The sequence below is a fragment of the Streptomyces rectiviolaceus genome (assembly GCF_039533825.1).
Taxonomy (GTDB): domain Bacteria; phylum Actinomycetota; class Actinomycetes; order Streptomycetales; family Streptomycetaceae; genus Streptomyces; species Streptomyces rectiviolaceus.
This window is the reverse complement of the sequence record NZ_BAAAUG010000143.1, coordinates 13,780-31,676: the sequence shown is the minus strand read 5'-3', so window position 1 is coordinate 31,676 and position 17,897 is coordinate 13,780. Positions and strand designations below refer to the sequence as shown.

General features: G+C 69.8%; 15 protein-coding genes. 7 read left to right on the top strand and 8 right to left on the bottom strand.

Going from position 1 to position 17,897, the window contains the following annotated elements:
• From ABD378_RS33405 to ABD378_RS33395, 3 genes are all read right to left on the bottom strand, one after another.
• Positions 1-1,133, bottom strand: a 1,133-nt coding sequence (locus tag ABD378_RS33405) for an ABC transporter permease (RefSeq protein ID WP_344527123.1), incomplete at its 3' end; no start/stop codon positions are given.
• A gap of 4 nt (positions 1,134-1,137) precedes the next feature.
• Positions 1,138-1,905, bottom strand: coding sequence for an ABC transporter ATP-binding protein (locus tag ABD378_RS33400; protein WP_344527121.1), 768 nt, complete (start codon positions 1,903-1,905; stop codon positions 1,138-1,140).
• Positions 1,902-2,417, bottom strand: coding sequence for a PadR family transcriptional regulator (locus ABD378_RS33395; protein ID WP_344527119.1), 516 nt, complete (start codon positions 2,415-2,417; stop codon positions 1,902-1,904). Before ABD378_RS33395 ends, ABD378_RS33400 begins: the two co-directional genes overlap by 4 nt.
• A gap of 123 nt (positions 2,418-2,540) precedes the next feature.
• On the opposite strand from ABD378_RS33395, the gene ABD378_RS33390 reads away from it, so the two are divergent.
• The 5 genes from ABD378_RS33390 (at position 2,541) to ABD378_RS33370 (ending at position 9,396) form a co-directional block, all read left to right on the top strand.
• Positions 2,541-3,806: an ABC transporter substrate-binding protein gene (locus ABD378_RS33390; protein WP_344527117.1), complete on the top strand. Its 1,266-nt coding sequence runs from the start codon at positions 2,541-2,543 to the stop codon at positions 3,804-3,806.
• A gap of 277 nt (positions 3,807-4,083) precedes the next feature.
• A complete protein-coding gene (locus ABD378_RS33385) occupies positions 4,084-5,751 on the top strand; it encodes a glycoside hydrolase family 13 protein (RefSeq protein WP_344527115.1) in 1,668 nt (555 codons plus the stop codon).
• A gap of 35 nt (positions 5,752-5,786) precedes the next feature.
• Positions 5,787-7,109, top strand: a complete 1,323-nt coding sequence (locus tag ABD378_RS33380; RefSeq protein WP_344527113.1) for an ABC transporter substrate-binding protein — start codon at positions 5,787-5,789, stop codon at positions 7,107-7,109.
• Positions 7,110-7,117: 8 nt separating this feature from the next.
• Positions 7,118-8,473: an ABC transporter permease gene (locus tag ABD378_RS33375; protein WP_386545526.1), complete on the top strand. Its 1,356-nt coding sequence runs from the start codon at positions 7,118-7,120 to the stop codon at positions 8,471-8,473.
• Positions 8,470-9,396, top strand: a complete 927-nt coding sequence (locus ABD378_RS33370) for a carbohydrate ABC transporter permease (protein ID WP_344527111.1) — start codon at positions 8,470-8,472, stop codon at positions 9,394-9,396. Before ABD378_RS33375 ends, ABD378_RS33370 begins: the two co-directional genes overlap by 4 nt.
• A 94-nt stretch (positions 9,397-9,490) precedes the next feature.
• On the opposite strand, the gene pgl is transcribed toward ABD378_RS33370, so the two are convergent.
• The 5 genes from pgl to tkt are packed head-to-tail and all read right to left on the bottom strand — an operon-like array spanning position 9,491 to position 16,067.
• Entirely contained in the window at positions 9,491-10,270 is a 780-nt protein-coding gene (pgl, locus tag ABD378_RS33365; RefSeq protein ID WP_344527109.1) for a 6-phosphogluconolactonase, read from the bottom strand.
• Positions 10,267-11,295 carry a glucose-6-phosphate dehydrogenase assembly protein OpcA gene (opcA, locus tag ABD378_RS33360; protein WP_344527107.1) on the bottom strand — a complete coding sequence of 343 codons (1,029 nt, stop codon included), beginning with the start codon at positions 11,293-11,295 and terminating at the stop codon, positions 10,267-10,269. Before opcA ends, pgl begins: the two co-directional genes overlap by 4 nt.
• Positions 11,292-12,815, bottom strand: coding sequence for a glucose-6-phosphate dehydrogenase (zwf, locus tag ABD378_RS33355; protein WP_386545529.1), 1,524 nt, complete (start codon positions 12,813-12,815; stop codon positions 11,292-11,294). The genes opcA and zwf overlap by 4 nt, the downstream gene beginning before the upstream one ends.
• Before the next feature lie 5 nt (positions 12,816-12,820).
• A complete protein-coding gene (tal, locus tag ABD378_RS33350; RefSeq protein WP_344527105.1) occupies positions 12,821-13,939 on the bottom strand; it encodes a transaldolase in 1,119 nt (372 codons plus the stop codon).
• 34 nt (positions 13,940-13,973) lie between these two features.
• Positions 13,974-16,067 carry a transketolase gene (tkt, locus tag ABD378_RS33345; RefSeq protein ID WP_344527103.1) on the bottom strand — a complete coding sequence of 698 codons (2,094 nt, stop codon included), beginning with the start codon at positions 16,065-16,067 and terminating at the stop codon, positions 13,974-13,976.
• Positions 16,068-16,455: 388 nt separating this feature from the next.
• On the opposite strand from tkt, the gene ABD378_RS33340 reads away from it, so the two are divergent.
• On the top strand, positions 16,456-17,409 hold the full coding sequence (locus ABD378_RS33340; RefSeq protein WP_344527125.1) for a heme o synthase: 954 nt from the start codon (positions 16,456-16,458) through the stop codon (positions 17,407-17,409).
• 101 nt (positions 17,410-17,510) lie between these two features.
• Positions 17,511-17,867: a hypothetical protein gene (locus ABD378_RS33335; protein ID WP_344527101.1), complete on the top strand. Its 357-nt coding sequence runs from the start codon at positions 17,511-17,513 to the stop codon at positions 17,865-17,867.
• Positions 17,868-17,897 lie beyond the last annotated feature (30 nt).

Genomic DNA, 17,897 nt, shown 5'->3' with positions numbered 1-17,897 from the left:
GCCGCGGCCCGAAGGACCGGCACCGAGGGCACACGCCCGGCCCGCCACGCTGCCAGCCCCGTCATGGCGCCGATGAAAAGGACCGCGGCGGCCGGCACCCCGAACAGGGCCGCCGTATGCCCGGGAAGGCCCTGCCACACGCCGACCGCGTCGCCGAGCCGCCCCGGGACGCGGCTTCCCAGGATCTGGATGAGAGCCGTCGCCACCGAGGCGCCGAGCAGGGCGTACGCCAGATGCTGGACGAGGAAGCTGCGCACCACCTGGCCGGGTGTGAAGCCGATGGCCTTCAGGACCGAGATGTCGCGCAGATGGCCGCGGATGCGGGTGTCGATGGCGCCGTACACGGCAAGGGCGGCGGCGAGCAGGGCGCCCAGGCCGAAGAGGCCGAGCACTTGGCCCAGCAGCCGGTTGCCGCCCTGGGCCTCGGCGCGCGCCTGCTGCCAGTGGGAGACCTGGGTGACCGCTCCGGCGCCCAGGGTCGTGACGGCGCGCTGCACCACGTAGTCCGTGTCGTCGGGGTCGGCGAGGCGCAGGCCGACGACCTGGCCCGAGCGTCCTTCGGTCCGTTGCACGACGGACGGGGGCGCCCAGACGAGGCCGGGCCGCTCCCCGGCGCTGTAGCCGGGCTCGGCGCTCTCGGCGGTGCCGAGGACGGTCACGGTGCGCGCGGTGCCGGGCAGCGTCAGGGTGTCGCCGGGCTCGGCCCACAGCGCACGGGCGAGGCCGCGTTCGAGGACGACGCCGTCCGGTGTGGCTGGGTCGAGCCAGCGGCCCGATGCGAGCAGGGGGCGCCCGGTGGTGGATGGTCCGCCGCTGACTCCCCGCAGTTCGACGGAGGCACGCGCGCCCTGCGACTCCACGGAGGCCGAGGCGGTCCGGTACGGCCCCGAGACGGACTCGACGCCGCCGAGACGAGCAAGACGGGCGGCGTCGGTGGAGGCCCCGGTGTGGATCCACACATGGGCGCCCCGGGACTGGGTGAAGACGCGCTGCCAAGGGTTGGTGGCGTACCCGAAGAGGGCCGCGGCAAGGAGCAGCGAGGCGACGATTCCGGCGGTGGCGAGCACGATGAACAGCGCCTCGCCACGATGCGTCCGCAGATCGGCGTGCGCCCAGCGCAGGGTGGCCCGCATGGGGTCAGTCCTTCAGTTCGAGCACGCCGGAGATACCGCTGCCGCGCGGCAGCGTGCCGCCGAGTTCGGCGTCGTCGGCGATCCGGCCGTCGAAGAAGCTGATGACGCGGTCCGCGGAGCTCGCGAGCCGCGCGTCATGGGTGACAAGCACAATCGTCTGACCGCGCTGGTGGAAGCGGGACAGCAGGCGCATCACCTCGCGCCTCCCCTTGCTGTCCAGGCTGCCCGCGGGCTCGTCGGCGAGGAGCAGGGAAGGGTGGTTGACCAGGGCGCGGGCCAGTGCGACGCGCTGCTGCTCACCGCCGGACAGTTCGCCCGGCATGCTGCGCTCCTTGCCCTCGAGGCCCAGCTCGGCCAGGAGCTTCTCGCGTTCGGCGCGCGCCTGCTTCGGCGAGGTCCCGGCCAGCAGCGCGGGCAGCTCCACATTGTCGGCGACCGACAGATTGGAGACGAGGTTGAAGAACTGGAAGACGATGCCGATCCGGCGCCGGCGCTCCACCGCCCAGCGCGCCTCGCTGTAGGAGTCGGTCGACTCGCCGTCAAGGCGGATGCTGCCGCTGTCCGGCCGCTGGAGCCCGCCGAGCAGATGCAGCAGGGTCGACTTCCCGGCGCCGGAAGGCCCGGTGACGGAGACGAACTCACCCTGCCGTACGCAGAGATCGACACCGCGTACGGCAGGGGCGGGCGCGCCCTCGCCGCAGTGGGTCTTGACCAGGCCCTCGGCCTCAAGGAGGGGAGGCACGGGAGACGGCGCGGAGGGACGGTCGTTCATTCCGGCTCCTCCAGCTCTTCCTGGCACCGTTCGAGCCAGTCGAGGTCGGCCTGCAGATGCAGCATGGCACCCTCGACAAGCAGTTGGGAGATGCGGTTGTCCCGGTTCTCGGCCGTGGACAGCTTCGACAGATCACGCATGGTGTTGAGGTACTGGCGCCGCTGTTTGTTGATCAGGGCGATCTGGTCGGCGAGACCGGTCCGCGGGGCGAGCGCGAGCTTCATGAAGAACTCGTCCCGTACCCGCGGCTCGTCCGCCGTCTCCTCGTACCAGGCGTGCAGCGCTTCCCGCCCGGCGTCGGTGAGGTGGTAGATCTTCTTGTTGGGTCGGCTCGACTGCTCGACTTCCTCGCCCTCGATCAGTCCCGACTTCTCGAGGCGGCCCAGCGTCACATAGATCTGGCCGACGTTCGGCTGAGGGTACGCGGAGCCGAGGAGTTGCTCAAGGTCCTGCTTGAGCTCGTAGCCGTGGGCCGGGCCTCGGGCCAGGAGTGCCAGGAGGGGCAGCCGCACTCGTGCTCTCCTCCTCGCATGCTCGTATTGTGCTCCAGGCCCTAGTATCGCCCATACCTAACGGGTATACATGGCCCCTGACGTATGGCGAAGGTGCCGGCGCCGGTGTACAGGGAGGAACCTATGCGGTGGACGCGTGCCGCGGGTAGGGGCCTCCTGGCCGTCGCCGTGGTCCTGTCCGGGTACGCCACCTCGGCGATCCGGTCCGACGGGCCGCCCGGCGACGGACGCGGCCCCCTCACGCTGGCGACCGCGGGCGACCTCACCGGCTATCTGGGCCCGCTGCTCGAAGGCTGGAACCGTACCCACCCCGGCGAGAAGGTCACCCTCGTCGAGCTCCCGGACTCCGCCGACGAGACCCACGCGCAGATGACCACCGACCTGCGCTCGGGCGAAAGTCGCTACGACGTGCTCAACATCGACGTCGCCTGGACCTCGGAGTTCGCCGCCGCGGGCTGGATCGCCCCGCTGCGACGCGACAGCTTCCCGCTGAAGAGCTTCCTGCCGCCGGTCGTGGACACGGCCACGTACGACGGAAAGCTGTACGCGGTTCCCTACGTCACCAACGCAGGGCTGCTCCTGTACCGCAAGGACGTCCTGGCCAAGGAAGGCATCGCGCCGCCGCGCACATGGGTCGAGCTGGCACGGGCCGCGAGGACCATCGCCCCCAAGCATGGCCTCGACGGATACGCGGGCCAGTTCCTCCCCTACGAAGGGCTCACCGTGAACGCCGCCGAGGCGGTCTACTCGGCGGGCGGCACGATCCTCGGCGACGACGGCGAGCGCGTCACCGTGAACTCCGCGGCGGCCCGCGAAGGCATCGGGTTCCTCGCCCGCGGAGTGCGCGAGGGCTGGATCCCGAAGAAGGCGCTGACGTACACGGAGGAGGAGTCCCGGCAAGCCTTCCAGGACGGACGTCTCCTCTTCCTGCGCAACTGGCCGTACGCGTACGTCAGTGCGTCCGGCGGGAAATCCGAGGTCGCGGGGAAGGTCGGCGCCGTACCGCTGCCGGGGCCCAAGGGTCCGGGGACGAGTGTGCTCGGGGGCTCGAACCTCGCTGTCAGCTCCCATGCGCGGCACGCCGATTCAGCGGCCCGCCTCCTCGCGTATCTCACCGGCGAGGAGGTGCAGCGGCAGGTGCTCACGCGTGGCGCGCTGCCGCCCGTGCGGGCCGAGCTCTACCAGGACCCCGGGCTGATCCGGAAGTTCCCGTATCTGCCGACGCTGCGGGCGAGCGTGCTCGCGGCGTCGCCGCGTCCCAAGAGCCCCCGCTACGACCAGGTGAGCCTGGCCGTGCAGGCCGTCGTGCGCGACGCCATGGCCGGGCAGCTGACGCCCGAGGCCGCGGTACGGCGCCTCGCCCGGGAGCTCGCGGCCATCTCGCGCTAGTTACATGTTAGGTATCTGAGGCGAGCCTCAGAGGTCCCAGGCGTGCCAAAAACTCTGGACATAACGTCTCAACTCAGGGCTGCTTTCTGTCTACTCGTTGACACCCCTGCGACATGCCTACTTAACATGCATGCATAACCGCTCGGGTCTGCGGTCGGCTCTCGGCCGCATGCCCCTCGCGCTACCCCTCGCGCACTTCCGCGCGCCTTCTCAGTACTTGCAGCACTTGCAGCACTTGCAGCACTTCCAGCACTTCACGTAGACAGGTCAACGGGTCATGCTCACAGCCCCGGCCGGCGACGGCCTCGCGCGCCCCCACACGCACCACTGGTGGCGGGACGCAGTGATCTACCAGGTGTATGTCCGCAGCTTCCTGGACAGCACCGGGGACGGCATCGGCGACCTCGCCGGGGTCCGCGCGGGACTGCCGTATCTGAAGAAGCTGGGCGTCGACGGCATCTGGCTGAGCCCCTTCTACCCCTCGCCCCAGCGCGACCACGGCTATGACGTCGCCGACTACTGCGACGTGGATCCGATCTTCGGCAGCCTCGCCGAGTTCGACCTGCTGATGACCGACGCCCGGCGCCTGGGCGTCAAGGTGCTCCTGGACATCGTCCCGAACCACTGCTCCAGCGAGCACGCCTGGTTCCGCGAGGCGCTCGCCGCGGAGCCCGGCAGCGCGGCCCGCGCCCGCTTCCACTTCGCCGAGGGGCGCGGCCCGCACGGCGACGAGCCGCCCAACAACTGGCACGCCATGTTCGGCGGCCCCGCCTGGACCCGCGTCACCGACCCCGACGGCACCCCCGGCCAGTGGTACCTGCACATGTTCACGCCCGAGCAGCCGGACCTGAACTGGCGCAACCCCGAGGTCGGCGCCCACTTCGAGCACGCGCTGCGGTTCTGGCTGGACCGAGGCGTGGACGGCTTCCGCATCGATGTGGCCGCCGGGCTCTTCAAACACCCCGACCTGCCCGACTCCCCGGACCCCGAGGCCGACGCCCGCACCCGCGACTCCGTCAACCCCCTCGCCTGGAACCAGCCCGACGTGCACGACGTGTGGCGGCACTGGCGGGCGGTGTGCGAGGAGTACACCGCGCGCGACGGCCACGAACGCCTCCTCGTCGGCGAGGTCTCCGTGCCGACCGCCCGCGAACACGCCCAGTACGTACGCCCCGACGAACTCCACCAGGCGTTCTTCTTCGACCTGCTGGGCGCGCCCTGGGACGCGGACGCCTTCCGCAAGGTCATCAGCGAGGCGATGCGGGACATCGCGGGTACCGGCTCCACGGTCACCTGGGTGCTCAACAACCACGACCAGGTCCGCACGGTCACGCGGTACGGCGAGTCCGGCACCGAGGGCAGTGGGCTCGGCGCCACCCGGGCCAGGGCCGCGGCGCTGCTCATGCTGGCGCTGCCCGGAGCCGCGTACATCTACCAGGGCGAGGAACTCGGCCTTCCCGAGGTCGACGATCTGCCCGACGAGGTGCTCACCGACCCGATCTTCCACCGCACCGGAAGCCGGGCCCGGATCCGCGACGGCTGCCGGGTGCCGCTGCCGTGGTCAGGGCACGCGTCCCCGTTCGGCTTCACCTCCGGGGCCGAGAGCGCCAAGCCGTGGCTGCCGCAGCCCGCGTGGTTCGCCGAGCACGCCACCGACCGCGCGCTCGCCGACACCCGCTCCTTCTGGCACCTCTACCGCGACGGTCTCCAACTGCGCGCCGGGCTGCCCCAGTTGGGTGAAGGTGCCCTGCGCTGGCTCCAGACACCGCCCGGGGTTCTCGCCTTCGTCCGCGGCGACGGCCTCGTGTGCGCGGTCAACTTCGGCACGGCCCCGGTGCCCGCGCCCGTCTCCGGCGCCCCACTGCTGTCCAGCGGGCCGTGCCCGACCGGCGTCCTTCCCGGCTCCACCGCCGCCTGGTGGATCAGCGACTGCACCAACCCCTGACCCTCAACTCCGTTTCCCCCGAAGGGACATCAACGATGATGCGACGACGTACCACGCTCGCGAGCTGCACCGCCCTCGCCCTCGCCATGGGCGCCACCGCCTGCGGCGGCGGCGAGGTCACCGCCGGCGGCGGTGACAAGGCACTCGGCGGACAGACGCTCACCGTCGCCGGCGTCTGGTCCGGCAGCGAGCAGAAGAACTTCCAGAAGGTGCTCGACGCCTTCGGCGAGGAGACCGGGGCCAAGGTCCAGTTCGTCTCGACCGGTGACAACGTCTCCACCGTCGTCGGCAGCAAGATCGAGGGCGGCAACGCCCCCGACGTCGTGATGGTCCCGCAGGTCGGCGTCCTGAAGCAGTTCGCGAAGAAGGGCTGGCTCAAGCCCCTCTCCAAGAAGACCGAGCAGTCCGTCGACACCAACTACGCCGACGTGTGGAAGAAGTACGGCAGCGTCGAAGGCTCCCTCTACGGCCTGTACTTCAAGGCCGCGCACAAGTCGACCGTCTGGTACAGCCCCGACGCCCTCGACCAGGCGGGCGTCAAGACCCCCAAGACGTACAAGGAGATGCTCAAGGCGGGCGGGACGGTCTCCGACTCGGGCCTCGCCGCCTTCTCCGTCGCGGGACAGGACGGCTGGACCCTCACCGACTGGTTCGAGAACATCTACCTCTCGCAGGCCGGGCCCGAGAAGTACGACAAGCTCGCCGCGCACAAGATCAAGTGGACCGACCCGTCCGTGGTCGAGGCGCTCACCACCCTCGGCAAGCTCTTCAAGGACGAGCAGCTGATCGCGGGCGGCCGCAAGGAGGCCCTGAGCACCGACTTCCCGGGCTCCGTCGAGAAGGTCTTCGGGCCCGAGCCGCAGGCGGGCATGGTCTACGAGGGTGACTTCGTGGCCGGTGTCGCCAAGGACCAGTTCGGCAAGAAGATCGGTCAGGACGCCGACTTCTTCCCCTTCCCCGCCGTCGACGGCGGCAAGGCGCCCGTGGTCAGCGGCGGTGACGCCGCGGTCGCCCTGAAGGACGGCAAGAACCAGAAGGGCGCCATGAAGCTCCTGGAGTACCTGGCGACCCCCGAGGCGGCGGCCGTCTGGGCCGAGGCGGGCGGCTTCCTCTCCCCGAACAAGAAGCTCGACCTCGCCGAGTACGGCGACGACGTCACCCGTGAAACCGCCAAGTCCCTTGTCGGCGCCGGGAATTCGGTCCGCTTCGACATGTCCGACCAGGCCCCGGCCTCCTTCGGCGGCACCAAGGGCATGGGCGAGTGGAAGCTCCTCCAGGACTTCCTGCGCGACCCGTCGGACCCGAAGGCCACGGCGCAGCGGCTCGAAGCCGCGGCGGCCAAGGCGGACAAGGGCTGATCGCCGCCATGACCGCCATGACCGCCATTTCCGATACCCCGAGACCCCCGGCCGCCGAGGTCTCCCGTCGCAGGCGCCGCGGGCGGGTCATCGCCGTCGCCTTCGTCCTGCCCGCCCTGGTCCTGCTCGGTGCCCTCGTCGTCTACCCCGTGCTGTTCTCGGCAGGCCGCAGCTTCTTCGACGCCTCCGGCAGCACGTTCGTCGGCGGCGACAACTACACCGAGATGTTCCGCGACCCGGCGACGCTCAAGGCCATCCGCAACAGCGTCATCTGGGTGGTCATCGCCCCGACCCTGCTCACCGGACTCGGCCTGATCCTCGCCGTCCTGGTCGAGAAGATCCGCTGGGCCACCGCGTTCAAGCTGCTCCTCTTCATGCCCATGGCGGTCTCGTTCCTCGCCGCGGGCATCATCTTCCGGCTCGCGTACGACGAGGACCCCGACAAGGGTGTCCTGAACGCCGCCGCGGTGGGCGTGCACGACGCCTTCGAGGGCACCTCCTCCTATCCGACCGCGCGTCCTCGGGACGGCCAGGGCCTGACCAAGGGCGCCGACGGCTCGTACCGCACGACCACCGCCGCGTCCCCCGGCCACACGGTCGGTCTCGGGCTCGTCGGCGTGGCACCCAAGGACCTGCCCAAGGACGCCGAGCCCGCGTACGCGGCGGCAGGGCAGAAGGCCGGCGCGCGTGAACTGCGCGGTGTCGTCTACCTGGACTTCATGCCCGGCGGGGGAGGGAAGCAGGGCGAGACGGACCGGGCCGAGAGCGGACTGCCGCAGATGAAGGTCGAGGCGGTGCAGGGCGGCAAGACGGTCGAGAGCGTCACCACCGGGGCCGACGGCTCCTTCCGCTTCACGGACCTCGACCCCGACGCGTCGTACTCCGTGCGGCTTCCCGCGAAGAACTTCGCCCCGCCCTACGAAGGCATCTCCTGGCTGGGCCCCGCGCTCGTCACCCCGGCCATCATCGGCGCGTACCTGTGGATCTGGACGGGCTTCGCCATGGTGCTCATCGGCGCCGGGCTCGCCGCGCTCCCGCGCGATGCCCTGGAAGCGGCCCGGATGGACGGCGCCAGTGAGTGGCAGATCTTCCGCCGGATCACCGTGCCGCTGCTCGCGCCCGTCCTCACCGTGGTCTTCGTGACCCTGGTGATCAACGTGATGAAGGTCTTCGACCTCGTCTACATCATCGCGCCGGGACCCGTGCAGGAGGACGCCACGGTCCTTGCCACCCAGATGTGGCTCGTCTCCTTCGGCGGCGGCAACAACCAGGGCCTCGGCAGCGCACTCGGCATGCTCCTGCTGCTCCTGGTGATCCCCGCCATGGTGTTCAACGTCCGCCGCTTCCGCAGGAGTCAGTCATGACCGTCACCACTCCCGACCGGCAGGCGGTGGCCCCGGACAAGGAACCGGCGTCCATCGCATCAGCACCCGCGCGCCCCCGCCCCAAGGGCCGGATCGGCCGGTGGCTCGGCAACAGCCTGGTCCAGGCGTTCCTCGTGATCGTCGCGCTGGTCTGGATCACCCCGCTCGCCGGGCTCTTCCTCTCCTCGCTGCGCTCCGCCCAGGAGACGGCGAGCGGCGGCTGGTGGACCTCCCTGAGCAGCCCGGCGGAGCTGTCCTTCGACAACTACTCGGCGCTGCTCGCCAACGCCGGGATGACGCAGGCGTTCTGGAACACCGTCATGATCTCGGTGCCCGCCACCTTCCTCGTCGTCGTCATCGCGGCCCTCGCCGCGTACGCCTTCGCATGGCTGGACTTCCCCGGCAGGGACCCGCTGTTCCTGCTCGTGGTGGCCCTCCTCGTGGTGCCGATGCAGATCGGCCTCCTTCCGGTGGCCAAACTCTTCGGTCAGCTGGGGCTGTTCGGCACCATCCCGGGCGTGGTGCTCTTCCACGTCGCCTACGGACTGCCGTTCGCCATCTTCCTGCTGCGCAACTACTTCGCCGAGATGCCCCGCGAGATGCTGGAGGCGGCGCGGATGGACGGCGGGACCGAGTGGCGGATCTTCACACGGCTCGTGCTGCCGGTGGGGCGTCCGGCCATCGCGAGCCTGGCCATCTTCCAGTTCCTCTGGGTGTGGAACGACATGCTGGTGGCGCTGCTCTTCGCCGACAGTGCGTCGCAGCCGCTGACCGTGGAACTCCAGTCGCAGATCAGGCAGTTCGGCAGCAACATCGATGTGCTCGCGCCCGGCGCGTTCCTCTCGCTGATCGTCCCGGTGGTCGTGTTCTTCGCTTTCCAGCGGCACTTCGTGCAGGGGGTGATGGCGGGCTCCGTCAAGTGAGCCCGCGCGTACGGGAGTTGCCCGTACGTACGACGCGCCGCGGCCCGGCCCTCACGAGAGGGGCCGGGCCGCGGCGCGTGCATCGTCGCTGCCGTCAGGGAGAAGCCGGCGGATACAGATCGCGCGGCAGCTGCGAGGCCGCGGCGGCGTCGAGCAGCCACAGCGTCCTCGACCTGCCGTACGCGCCCGCGGCGGGCGCCTGTACCTCGCCCGCGCCCGACAGGGCGATCGCCGCGGCGTTCGCCTTGTCCTCGCCGGCCGCGAGCAGCCACACCTCACGGGCCGCCCGGATCGCCGGGAGCGTGAGGGTGATGCGGATGGGCGGCGGCTTGGGCGCGCCGTGCACGCCGACCACCGACCGCTCCGTCTCACGGACCGCGGGCAGCTCCGGGAAGAGCGAGGCGACATGGGTGTCCGGGCCGACGCCCAGCATCAGCACGTCGAACGTCGGCACCGGGCCGTGGTCCTCGGGCCCCGCGGCCGCGGTGAGCTCGGCGGCGTACATCCCGGCCGCCGCGTCCACCTCGTACGCGCCGTCCGATGCGGGCATCGGATGCACCCGGGCCGGGTTGAGGGGCACCGAGTCGAGCAGTGCCTCCTTGGCCTGGGTGTAGTTGCGCTCCGGGTCGCCGTCCGGCAGGAAGCGCTCGTCGCCCCACCACAGGTCCAGGCGCGACCAGTCGATCGCGTCCTTCGCCGGGGACGAACTCAGCGCCGTCAGAAGGCCGTTGCCGTTGCGGCCGCCGGTGAGGACCACCGACGCGTAGCCGCGGGCGGCCTGCGCGTCGACGATCTTCGTGATGAGGCGGGCCGCCGCGGCCTGCGCCATCAGCTCCTTGTCGCGGTGCACGACCAGCTGCGGGGCCGCGCTCATTTCGCCGCCGCCTTCTTGGTCGCGGTCTTCTTCGCCGGGGCCGACTTCTTGGCCGCCTCGGCGGGCTCCTCCACCGCTGGGACCGTCGTCTCCTCGCCGTACTCGCCCAGGCGGTCCACGCCGTACCTCAGCGCGGACGCGTAGGTGTCGTCCGGATCGAGTCGGCGCAGCTCCTCGGCGATCAGCTCGGCCGTCTCGCGGCGCTTGAGCGCCACCGCGCGGTCGGGCTGCCCCTGCATGGAGAGCGTGGCGAGCGAGCCGTCGGCCCGGCCGAGCACGATGGGACCGCAGTCGGTGTCCATGCGTACGCCGGTGAGACCAGGGCCCGCGGAGAGCGAGCGCTTGACCGGGACGTCGAGCCGGTCCGCGAGCCACATCGCGAGCAGCTCGCAGCTCGGGTTGAACTCCTCGCCCTCCACCTCGACCGACGTCACCTTGCAGGCGACCTGGTCGAGCGCCGCCGCGAGCATCGAGCGCCACGGGGTGATCCGGGTCCAGGACAGGTCCGTGTCGCCGGGGCTGTAGGCGTCGGCGCGCGCGGTCAGCTCGTGGATCGGCTGCTCGGCGGCGTAGGTGTCCGTGACGCGGCGCTGGGCGAGCGCGCCAAGCGGGTCCTTGGCCGGGTTGAGCGGCGCGTTGACCGGCCACCACACGACCACGGGGGCGTCGGGAAGGAGCAGCGGCAGGACGACCGACTGGGCGTGGTTGATGACCTCGCCGTACAGCCTCAGGATCACCGTCTCGCCGGTGCCCGCGTCCGCACCGACCCGTACCTCCGCGTCGAGGCGCGACGTCGTGCGGTCGCGGGGTGAGCGCGCGGCGCGCTTGATGACGACCAGGGTGCGCGAAGGGTGCTCGCGGGACGCTTCGTTGGCGGCCCTCAGGGCGTCGTAGGCGTTCTCCTCGTCGGTGACGATGACGAGGGTGAGCACCATGCCGACGGCCGGGGTGCCGATCGCCCTGCGGCCCTTCACGAGTGCCTTGTTGATCTTGCTGGACGTGGTGTCCGTCAGGTCGATCTTCATGGGCGACGCCAGCTCCGTCCGTCTCGTGCGAGCATTTCGTCCGCCTCGGTCGGGCCCCAGGTGCCGGACGAATACTGCGCGGGCTTGCCGTGCTTGTCCCAGTACTCCTCGATCGGGTCGAGGATGTTCCAGGAGAGTTCGACCTCCTCCGTGCGCGGGAAGAGGTTGGCGTCGCCGAGCAGGACGTCCAGGATCAGGCGCTCGTACGCCTCCGGGCTGGACTCGGTGAAGGACTCGCCGTACGCGAAGTCCATCGACACGTCGCGGATCTCCATCGAGGTGCCGGGCACCTTCGAGCCGAACCGGACCGTGATGCCCTCGTCGGGCTGGACGCGGATGACGATCGCGTTCTGGCCCAGCTCCTCCGTCGCCGTGTGGTCGAAGGGGGAGTGGGGCGCGCGCTGGAAGACGACCGCGATCTCGGTGACGCGGCGGCCCAGGCGCTTGCCCGTACGGAGGTAGAAGGGGACGCCCGCCCAGCGGCGGTTGTCCACCTCCAGCTTGATGGCCGCGTAGGTGTCGGTCTTCGACTTGGGGTCGATACCGTCTTCCTGGAGGTAGCCGACGGCCTTCTCGCCGCCCTGCCACCCCGCGGCGTACTGGCCGCGGACCGTGCTCTCGCCGAGGTCCTTGGGCAGCCGCACGGCGCCGAGGACCTTCGCCTTCTCGGCGACGAGCGCGTCCGCGTCGAAGGAGGCGGGCTCCTCCATCGCGGTCAGCGCCATCAGCTGGAGCAGGTGGTTCTGGATGACGTCACGGGCGGCGCCGATGCCGTCGTAGTAGCCGGCGCGGCCGCCGATGCCGATGTCCTCGGCCATCGTGATCTGGATGTGGTCCACGTACGACCGGTTCCAGATCGGCTCGAACATCTGGTTGGCGAAGCGGAGCGCCAGGATGTTCTGGACGGTCTCCTTGCCGAGGTAGTGGTCGATCCGGAACACCTGGTCCGGGGCGAACACCTCGTGCACGATCGAGTTGAGGTCCTGGGCGGACGCCAGGTTGTGCCCGAAGGGCTTCTCGATGACCGCGCGCCGCCAGGACCCCTCGGGGGCATCCGCGAGCCCGTGCTTCTTGAGCTGCTGGACGACGTCCGGGAAGAACTTCGGGGGCACGGAGAGGTAGAAGGCGAAGTTGCCGCCCGTGCCCTGCGCCTTGTCGAGGTCCTGGATGGTGGCCTTGAGCTGCTCGAAGGCGTCGTCGTCGTCGAAGTTGCCCTGGACGAAGCGCATGCCCTGGATGAGCTGCTGCCAGACCTCCTCGCGGAAGGGCGTGCGCGCGTGCTGCTTGACCGAGTCGTGCACCTCCTGCGCGAAGTCCTCGTCCTGCCACTCGCGCCGGGCGAAACCGATCAGGGAGAAGCCCGGCGGAAGAAGACCTCGGTTGGCGAGGTCGTAGACAGCGGGCATCAGCTTTTTACGGGACAAATCGCCCGTGACGCCAAAGATGACCAGGCCCGACGGCCCCGCGATACGCGGGAGCCGTCGGTCTGCGGCGTCACGCAGCGGATTGCTGCTTGACAAGATGGTCAGCCCTCCGAAGGGGTGAGGCGCTTGAGCTCCGCCTCGGTGGACTTGAGCAGGTCGTTCCAGGACGCCGCGAACTTCTCGACACCCTCGTCCTCGAGCAGCTGCACCACGTCGTCGTAGCTGATGCCGAGCTTCTCGACGGCCTCGATCTCACCGCGCGAGGCGTCGTACGTCCCGGCCACGGTGTTGCCCGTGATCTGGCCGTGGTCGGCCGTGGCGTCGAGGGTCGCCTCCGGCATCGTGTTCACCGTGTTCGGCGCGACCAGGTCGTCGACGTACAGGGTGTCCTTGTACGCGGGGTCCTTGACGCCGGTCGAGGCCCACAGCGGACGCTGCTTGTTGGCCTGCGCCTTGTCGAGCGCGGCCCAGCGGTCGGACGAGAAGACCTCTTCGTACGCCTCGTACGCCAGGCGGGCGTTGGCGAGCGCGGCCTTGCCCTTGACGGCCTTGGCCTCGTCGGAGCCCAGGGCGTCCAGGCGCTTGTCGATCTCGGTGTCCACGCGGGACACGAAGAAGGACGCCACCGAGTGGATCTTGGAGAGGTCGAGGCCTGCGGCCTTCGCCTTCTCCAGGCCCGCCAGGTACGCGTCCATGACCTCGCGGTAGCGCTCGAGCGAGAAGATCAGCGTCACGTTCACGCTGATGCCCTTGCCGATGACCTCGGTGATCGCGGGCAGGCCCGCCTTCGTCGCCGGGATCTTGATGAGCGTGTTCGGGCGGTCCACCAGCCAGGCGAGCTGCTTGGCCTCGGCGACCGTCGCCTGGGTGTTGTGCGCCAGGCGCGGGTCGACCTCGATCGACACACGGCCGTCCTGGCCGCCCGTCGCGTCGAAGACCGGGCGCAGGATGTCGGCGGCGTCACGGACGTCCGCCGTCGTGATCATGCGGATGGCCTCTTCGACGGTGACCTTGCGGGCGGCGAGGTCGGCGAGCTGCTGCTCGTAACCGTCACCGCTGCTGATCGCCTTCTGGAAGATCGACGGGTTCGTCGTGACACCCACGACGTGGCTCTGGTCGATCAGCTCGGCGAGGTTGCCGGACGTGATCCGCTTGCGCGACAGGTCGTCCAGCCAGATCGCGACGCCTTCGTCGGAGAGGCGCTTGAGTGCGTCTGTCATTGGATTACATCTCCTACTTGGTCGTATGTTCGCGTCAGCGCTGAGCGGCGTCGATCGATTCCCGGGCGGCGGCGGCCACGTGATCGGCAGTGAACCCGAACTCACGGAACAGCACCTTGCCGTCCGCGGAAGCACCGAAGTGCTCCAGCGAAACGATGCGTCCGGCGTCACCCACGAAGCGGTGCCAGGTCAGGCCGATGCCCGCCTCGACCGCCACGCGCGCCTTGACGGACGGCGGCAGAACGCTGTCGCGGTACCCCTGGTCCTGCGCCTCGAACCACTCGACGCACGGCATCGAGACGACGCGCGTCGGAACACCCGCGGCCTGGAGCTGCTCGCGCGCCTCGACGGCGAGCTGCACCTCGGAGCCGGTGCCGATGAGGACGACCTCGGGGGTGCCGCCATCGGCCTCGAACAGGACGTAGCCGCCCTTGACCGCGCCCTCGGTGACCTCGCGGTCGTACGTCGGCACGCCCTGACGGGTCAGCGCGAGGCCGTGCGGGGCGCCCTTGCCGAACTCCTTGGTGTAGCGCTTGAGGACTTCGCGCCACACGACCGCGGTCTCGTTCGCGTCCGCCGGGCGGACGACGTTCAGACCGGGGATGGCGCGCAGCGAGGCCAGGTGCTCGACCGGCTGGTGCGTCGGGCCGTCCTCGCCGAGACCGACGGAGTCGTGCGTCCACACGTACGTCACCGGGAGGTGCATCAGCGCGGACAGGCGGACGGCGTTGCGCATGTAGTCGGAGAACACCAGGAAGGTGCCGCCGAAGATGCGGGTGTTGCCGTGCAGCGCGATGCCGTTCATCTCCGCGGCCATGGAGTGCTCGCGGATGCCGAAGTGGATCGTGCGGCCGTACGGGTCGGCCTCCGGCAGCGGGTTGTCCGCGGGGAGGAACGACGACGTCTTGTCGATCGTGGTGTTGTTCGAGCCCGCGAGGTCGGCGGAGCCGCCCCACAGCTCGGGGATCACCGCGCCGAGCGCCTGCAGGACCTTGCCGGACGCGGCACGCGTCGCGACACCCTTGCCCGCCTCGAAGACCGGGAGCTTCTCCTCCCAGCCCTGCGGAAGCTCGCCCGCGGCGACGCGGTCGAACTCGGCGGCGCGCTCGGGCTGGGCGGTGCGCCAGGCGGCGAAGCCCTTCTCCCACTCGGCCTTGGCGTCACGGCCGCGGTCGAGCGCCTCGCGGGCGTGCGCGAGGACCTCGTCGGCGACCGCGAAGCTCTGCTCCGGGTCGAAGCCGAGGACGCGCTTGGTGGCCGCGACCTCTTCGTCGCCGAGCGCCGAGCCGTGCGCGGCCTCGGTGTTCTGCGCGTTCGGCGCGGGCCAGGCGATGATCGAGCGCATCGCGATGAAGGAGGGACGCTCCGTCTCCGCCTTCGCGGCCAGGATCGCCTTGTACAGGGCGGCCGGGTCGAGGTCGCCGTTCTCCTTGGGCTCCACGCGCTGGACGTGCCAGCCGTAGGCCTCGTACCGCTTCATGGTGTCTTCGGAGACCGCGGTCTCGGTGTCGCCCTCGATGGAGATGTGGTTGTCGTCCCACAGCAGTACGAGGTTGCCGAGCTTCTGGTGCCCGGCCAGCGACGACGCCTCGCCGGAGATGCCCTCCTGGAGACAGCCGTCACCGGCGATCGCGAAGATGTGGTGGTCGAACGGCGACTCGCCGGCAGCGGTCTCCGGGTCGAACAGGCCACGCTCGTAACGGGCGGCCATCGCCATGCCCACGGCGTTCGCGACGCCCTGGCCGAGAGGGCCCGTCGTCGTCTCCACGCCCGTGGTGTGCCCGTACTCCGGGTGGCCCGGAGTCTTCGAACCCCAGGTGCGGAACGCCTTCAGATCATCGAGCTCCAGGCCGAAGCCGGCCAGGTAGAGCTGGATGTAGAGGGTCAGGGACGAGTGGCCCGCGGAAAGGACGAACCGGTCGCGCCCGGTCCAATCGGCGTCCGCGGGGTCGTGCCGCATCACCTTCTGGAAGAGGGTGTACGCGGCAGGCGCGAGGCTCATGGCCGTACCCGGATGGCCGTTGCCGACCTTCTGTACGGAGTCCATGGCCAGGACGCGGGCAGTATCAACAGCCCGCTGGTCCAGTTCGGTCCACTCGAGGTCTGTGGTGGTCGGCTTGGTGCTCACCCTGAGTCAGGGCTCCTCTCCACATGTCGAATGCCGGCGATGTAGATCCCACCGGCCGATGTCGAGCCTACCGCTGTAAAGACGTGCATTTTTTCGAGTCATTCCAGAGTGCCGGGGTGCGCCGGGATCCGCCTCCCGAAAGGGATCCACGGTGTTCACCATGTGATCTCAAAGCCGCTCATCTGGACTCTCAGAACGAGTGCGACACCGCTCATCTGAACGGGTGTCGGGCCGTGTTTCGGGCGGTCCAACACGCTGCTCAACACGACCCCACCCCCGCGAAGGGCGAGGTATGGGCAACGTCTACAGTGGCGTGGTACGCGCGAGCCTTTACCGGATCTTCATGTCTGAACGTCCGACGCGGCTTGCTGGGAAGTCTCTGTCAGGGGTGTGCGTGACGGCCGTTGAATCCCGTCCAGCGGGAGCAATTGGGACGAGCTCTAGCCCAAGCCACCGGCCGCTCGGGGCCCGTGTCATGGCGTTCGTGGCGCTGACCAAGCCGCGAATCATCGAACTGCTCCTGATCACCACCGTTCCGGTGATGTTCCTCGCCGAGCAGGGGGTGCCCGACCTCTGGCTGGTCTTCGTGACCTGCCTCGGCGGCTACCTGTCGGCGGGCGGCGCCAACGCGCTCAACATGTACATCGACCGTGACATCGACGCCCTGATGGACCGTACGTCCCAGCGGCCCCTGGTCACGGGAATGGTCAGCCCGCGCGAGTGCCTCGTCTTCGGCATCGCGCTCGCGGTCGTCTCCACGCTCCTGTTCGGCCTCGTCGTCAACTGGCTGTCCGCCTGGCTCGCGCTGGGAGCACTGCTCTTCTACGTGGTCGTCTACACGATGATCCTGAAGCGCCGCACCTCGCAGAACATCGTCTGGGGCGGCATCGCGGGCTGCATGCCGGTCCTCATCGGCTGGTCCTCGGTCACGAACTCCCTGTCGTGGGCGCCGGTCATCCTCTTCCTTGTCATGTTCTTCTGGACGCCGCCGCACTACTGGCCGCTCTCCATGAAGGTCAAGGACGACTACGCGCGCGTGGGCGTTCCGATGCTGCCGGTCGTGGCGTCGAACAAAGTGGTCGCCCGTCAGATCGTCCTCTACAGCTGGGTGATGGTCGCCGTCTCGCTGCTGCTTCAGCCGCTCGGCTACACCGGCTGGTTCTACACGGCGGTGGCCTTCGTGACCGGCGGCTGGTGGCTGTGGGAGGCGCACGGTCTGCAGAACCGCGCCAAGGCGGAGGCCACGGGCGGCAAGCTCAAGGAGATGCGGCTCTTCCACTGGTCGATCACCTACGTCTCGCTGCTGTTCGTGGCGGTCGCGGTGGACCCCTTCCTCCGCTGAGTCCCCGAATCGCTTTCCTGCCGACGGGCGGGGCACGTGGTGTTGAACGCCACGTGCCCCGCCCGTCGCCAGTTGATCTACCCGTCGGTAGCATCCTGGCTATGGCAGACAGGGCAGAGACGCAGCAGGTTGAGGACAGCAAGCAGGCCGCTCGCGCCGAGCGGAAGGCCGCCAAGCTGGCCAAGGAGATCGGCGCCTTCGCGCGGGCGCACGGCGGTGCCGAGGGGCAGGTCGCGTACATCGGGCACGAGGGCACCCGCATCGTCCTGGTCGGCGATGACGGCGGCTGGGGCGACCTGGTGGCACCCACCTACGCCATCGCGCAGAGCGCCGTGGAGAAGGCCGGGATCACGGTCCACGAGGACTTCGACGGCGACTTCGCGGCCAAGGTGAAGACCGGCCCGTACGAGTGGTCGCGCATGGCGGGCATTCAGCTCGGCGGTCCGGGCAACGGCTGAGCCCGCTGCGGACAGACTGGCCGAAAGCAA

Bases quoted from the DNA above. Each gene is read 5' to 3' on its own strand.
- ABD378_RS33400 (WP_344527121.1), bottom strand. From the start codon at position 1,905: ATGAACGACCGTCCCTCCGCGCCGTCTCCCGTGCCTCCCCTCCTTGAG.
- ABD378_RS33390 (WP_344527117.1), top strand. From the start codon at position 2,541: ATGCGGTGGACGCGTGCCGCGGGTAGGGGCCTCCTGGCCGTCGCCGTG.
- ABD378_RS33385 (WP_344527115.1), top strand. From the start codon at position 4,084: ATGCTCACAGCCCCGGCCGGCGACGGCCTCGCGCGCCCCCACACGCAC.
- ABD378_RS33380 (WP_344527113.1), top strand. From the start codon at position 5,787: ATGATGCGACGACGTACCACGCTCGCGAGCTGCACCGCCCTCGCCCTC.
- ABD378_RS33375 (WP_386545526.1), top strand. From the start codon at position 7,118: ATGACCGCCATGACCGCCATTTCCGATACCCCGAGACCCCCGGCCGCC.
- ABD378_RS33370 (WP_344527111.1), top strand. From the start codon at position 8,470: ATGACCGTCACCACTCCCGACCGGCAGGCGGTGGCCCCGGACAAGGAA.
- pgl (WP_344527109.1), bottom strand. From the start codon at position 10,270: ATGAGCGCGGCCCCGCAGCTGGTCGTGCACCGCGACAAGGAGCTGATG.
- opcA (WP_344527107.1), bottom strand. From the start codon at position 11,295: ATGAAGATCGACCTGACGGACACCACGTCCAGCAAGATCAACAAGGCA.
- tal (WP_344527105.1), bottom strand. From the start codon at position 13,939: ATGACAGACGCACTCAAGCGCCTCTCCGACGAAGGCGTCGCGATCTGG.
- ABD378_RS33335 (WP_344527101.1), top strand. From the start codon at position 17,511: ATGGCAGACAGGGCAGAGACGCAGCAGGTTGAGGACAGCAAGCAGGCC.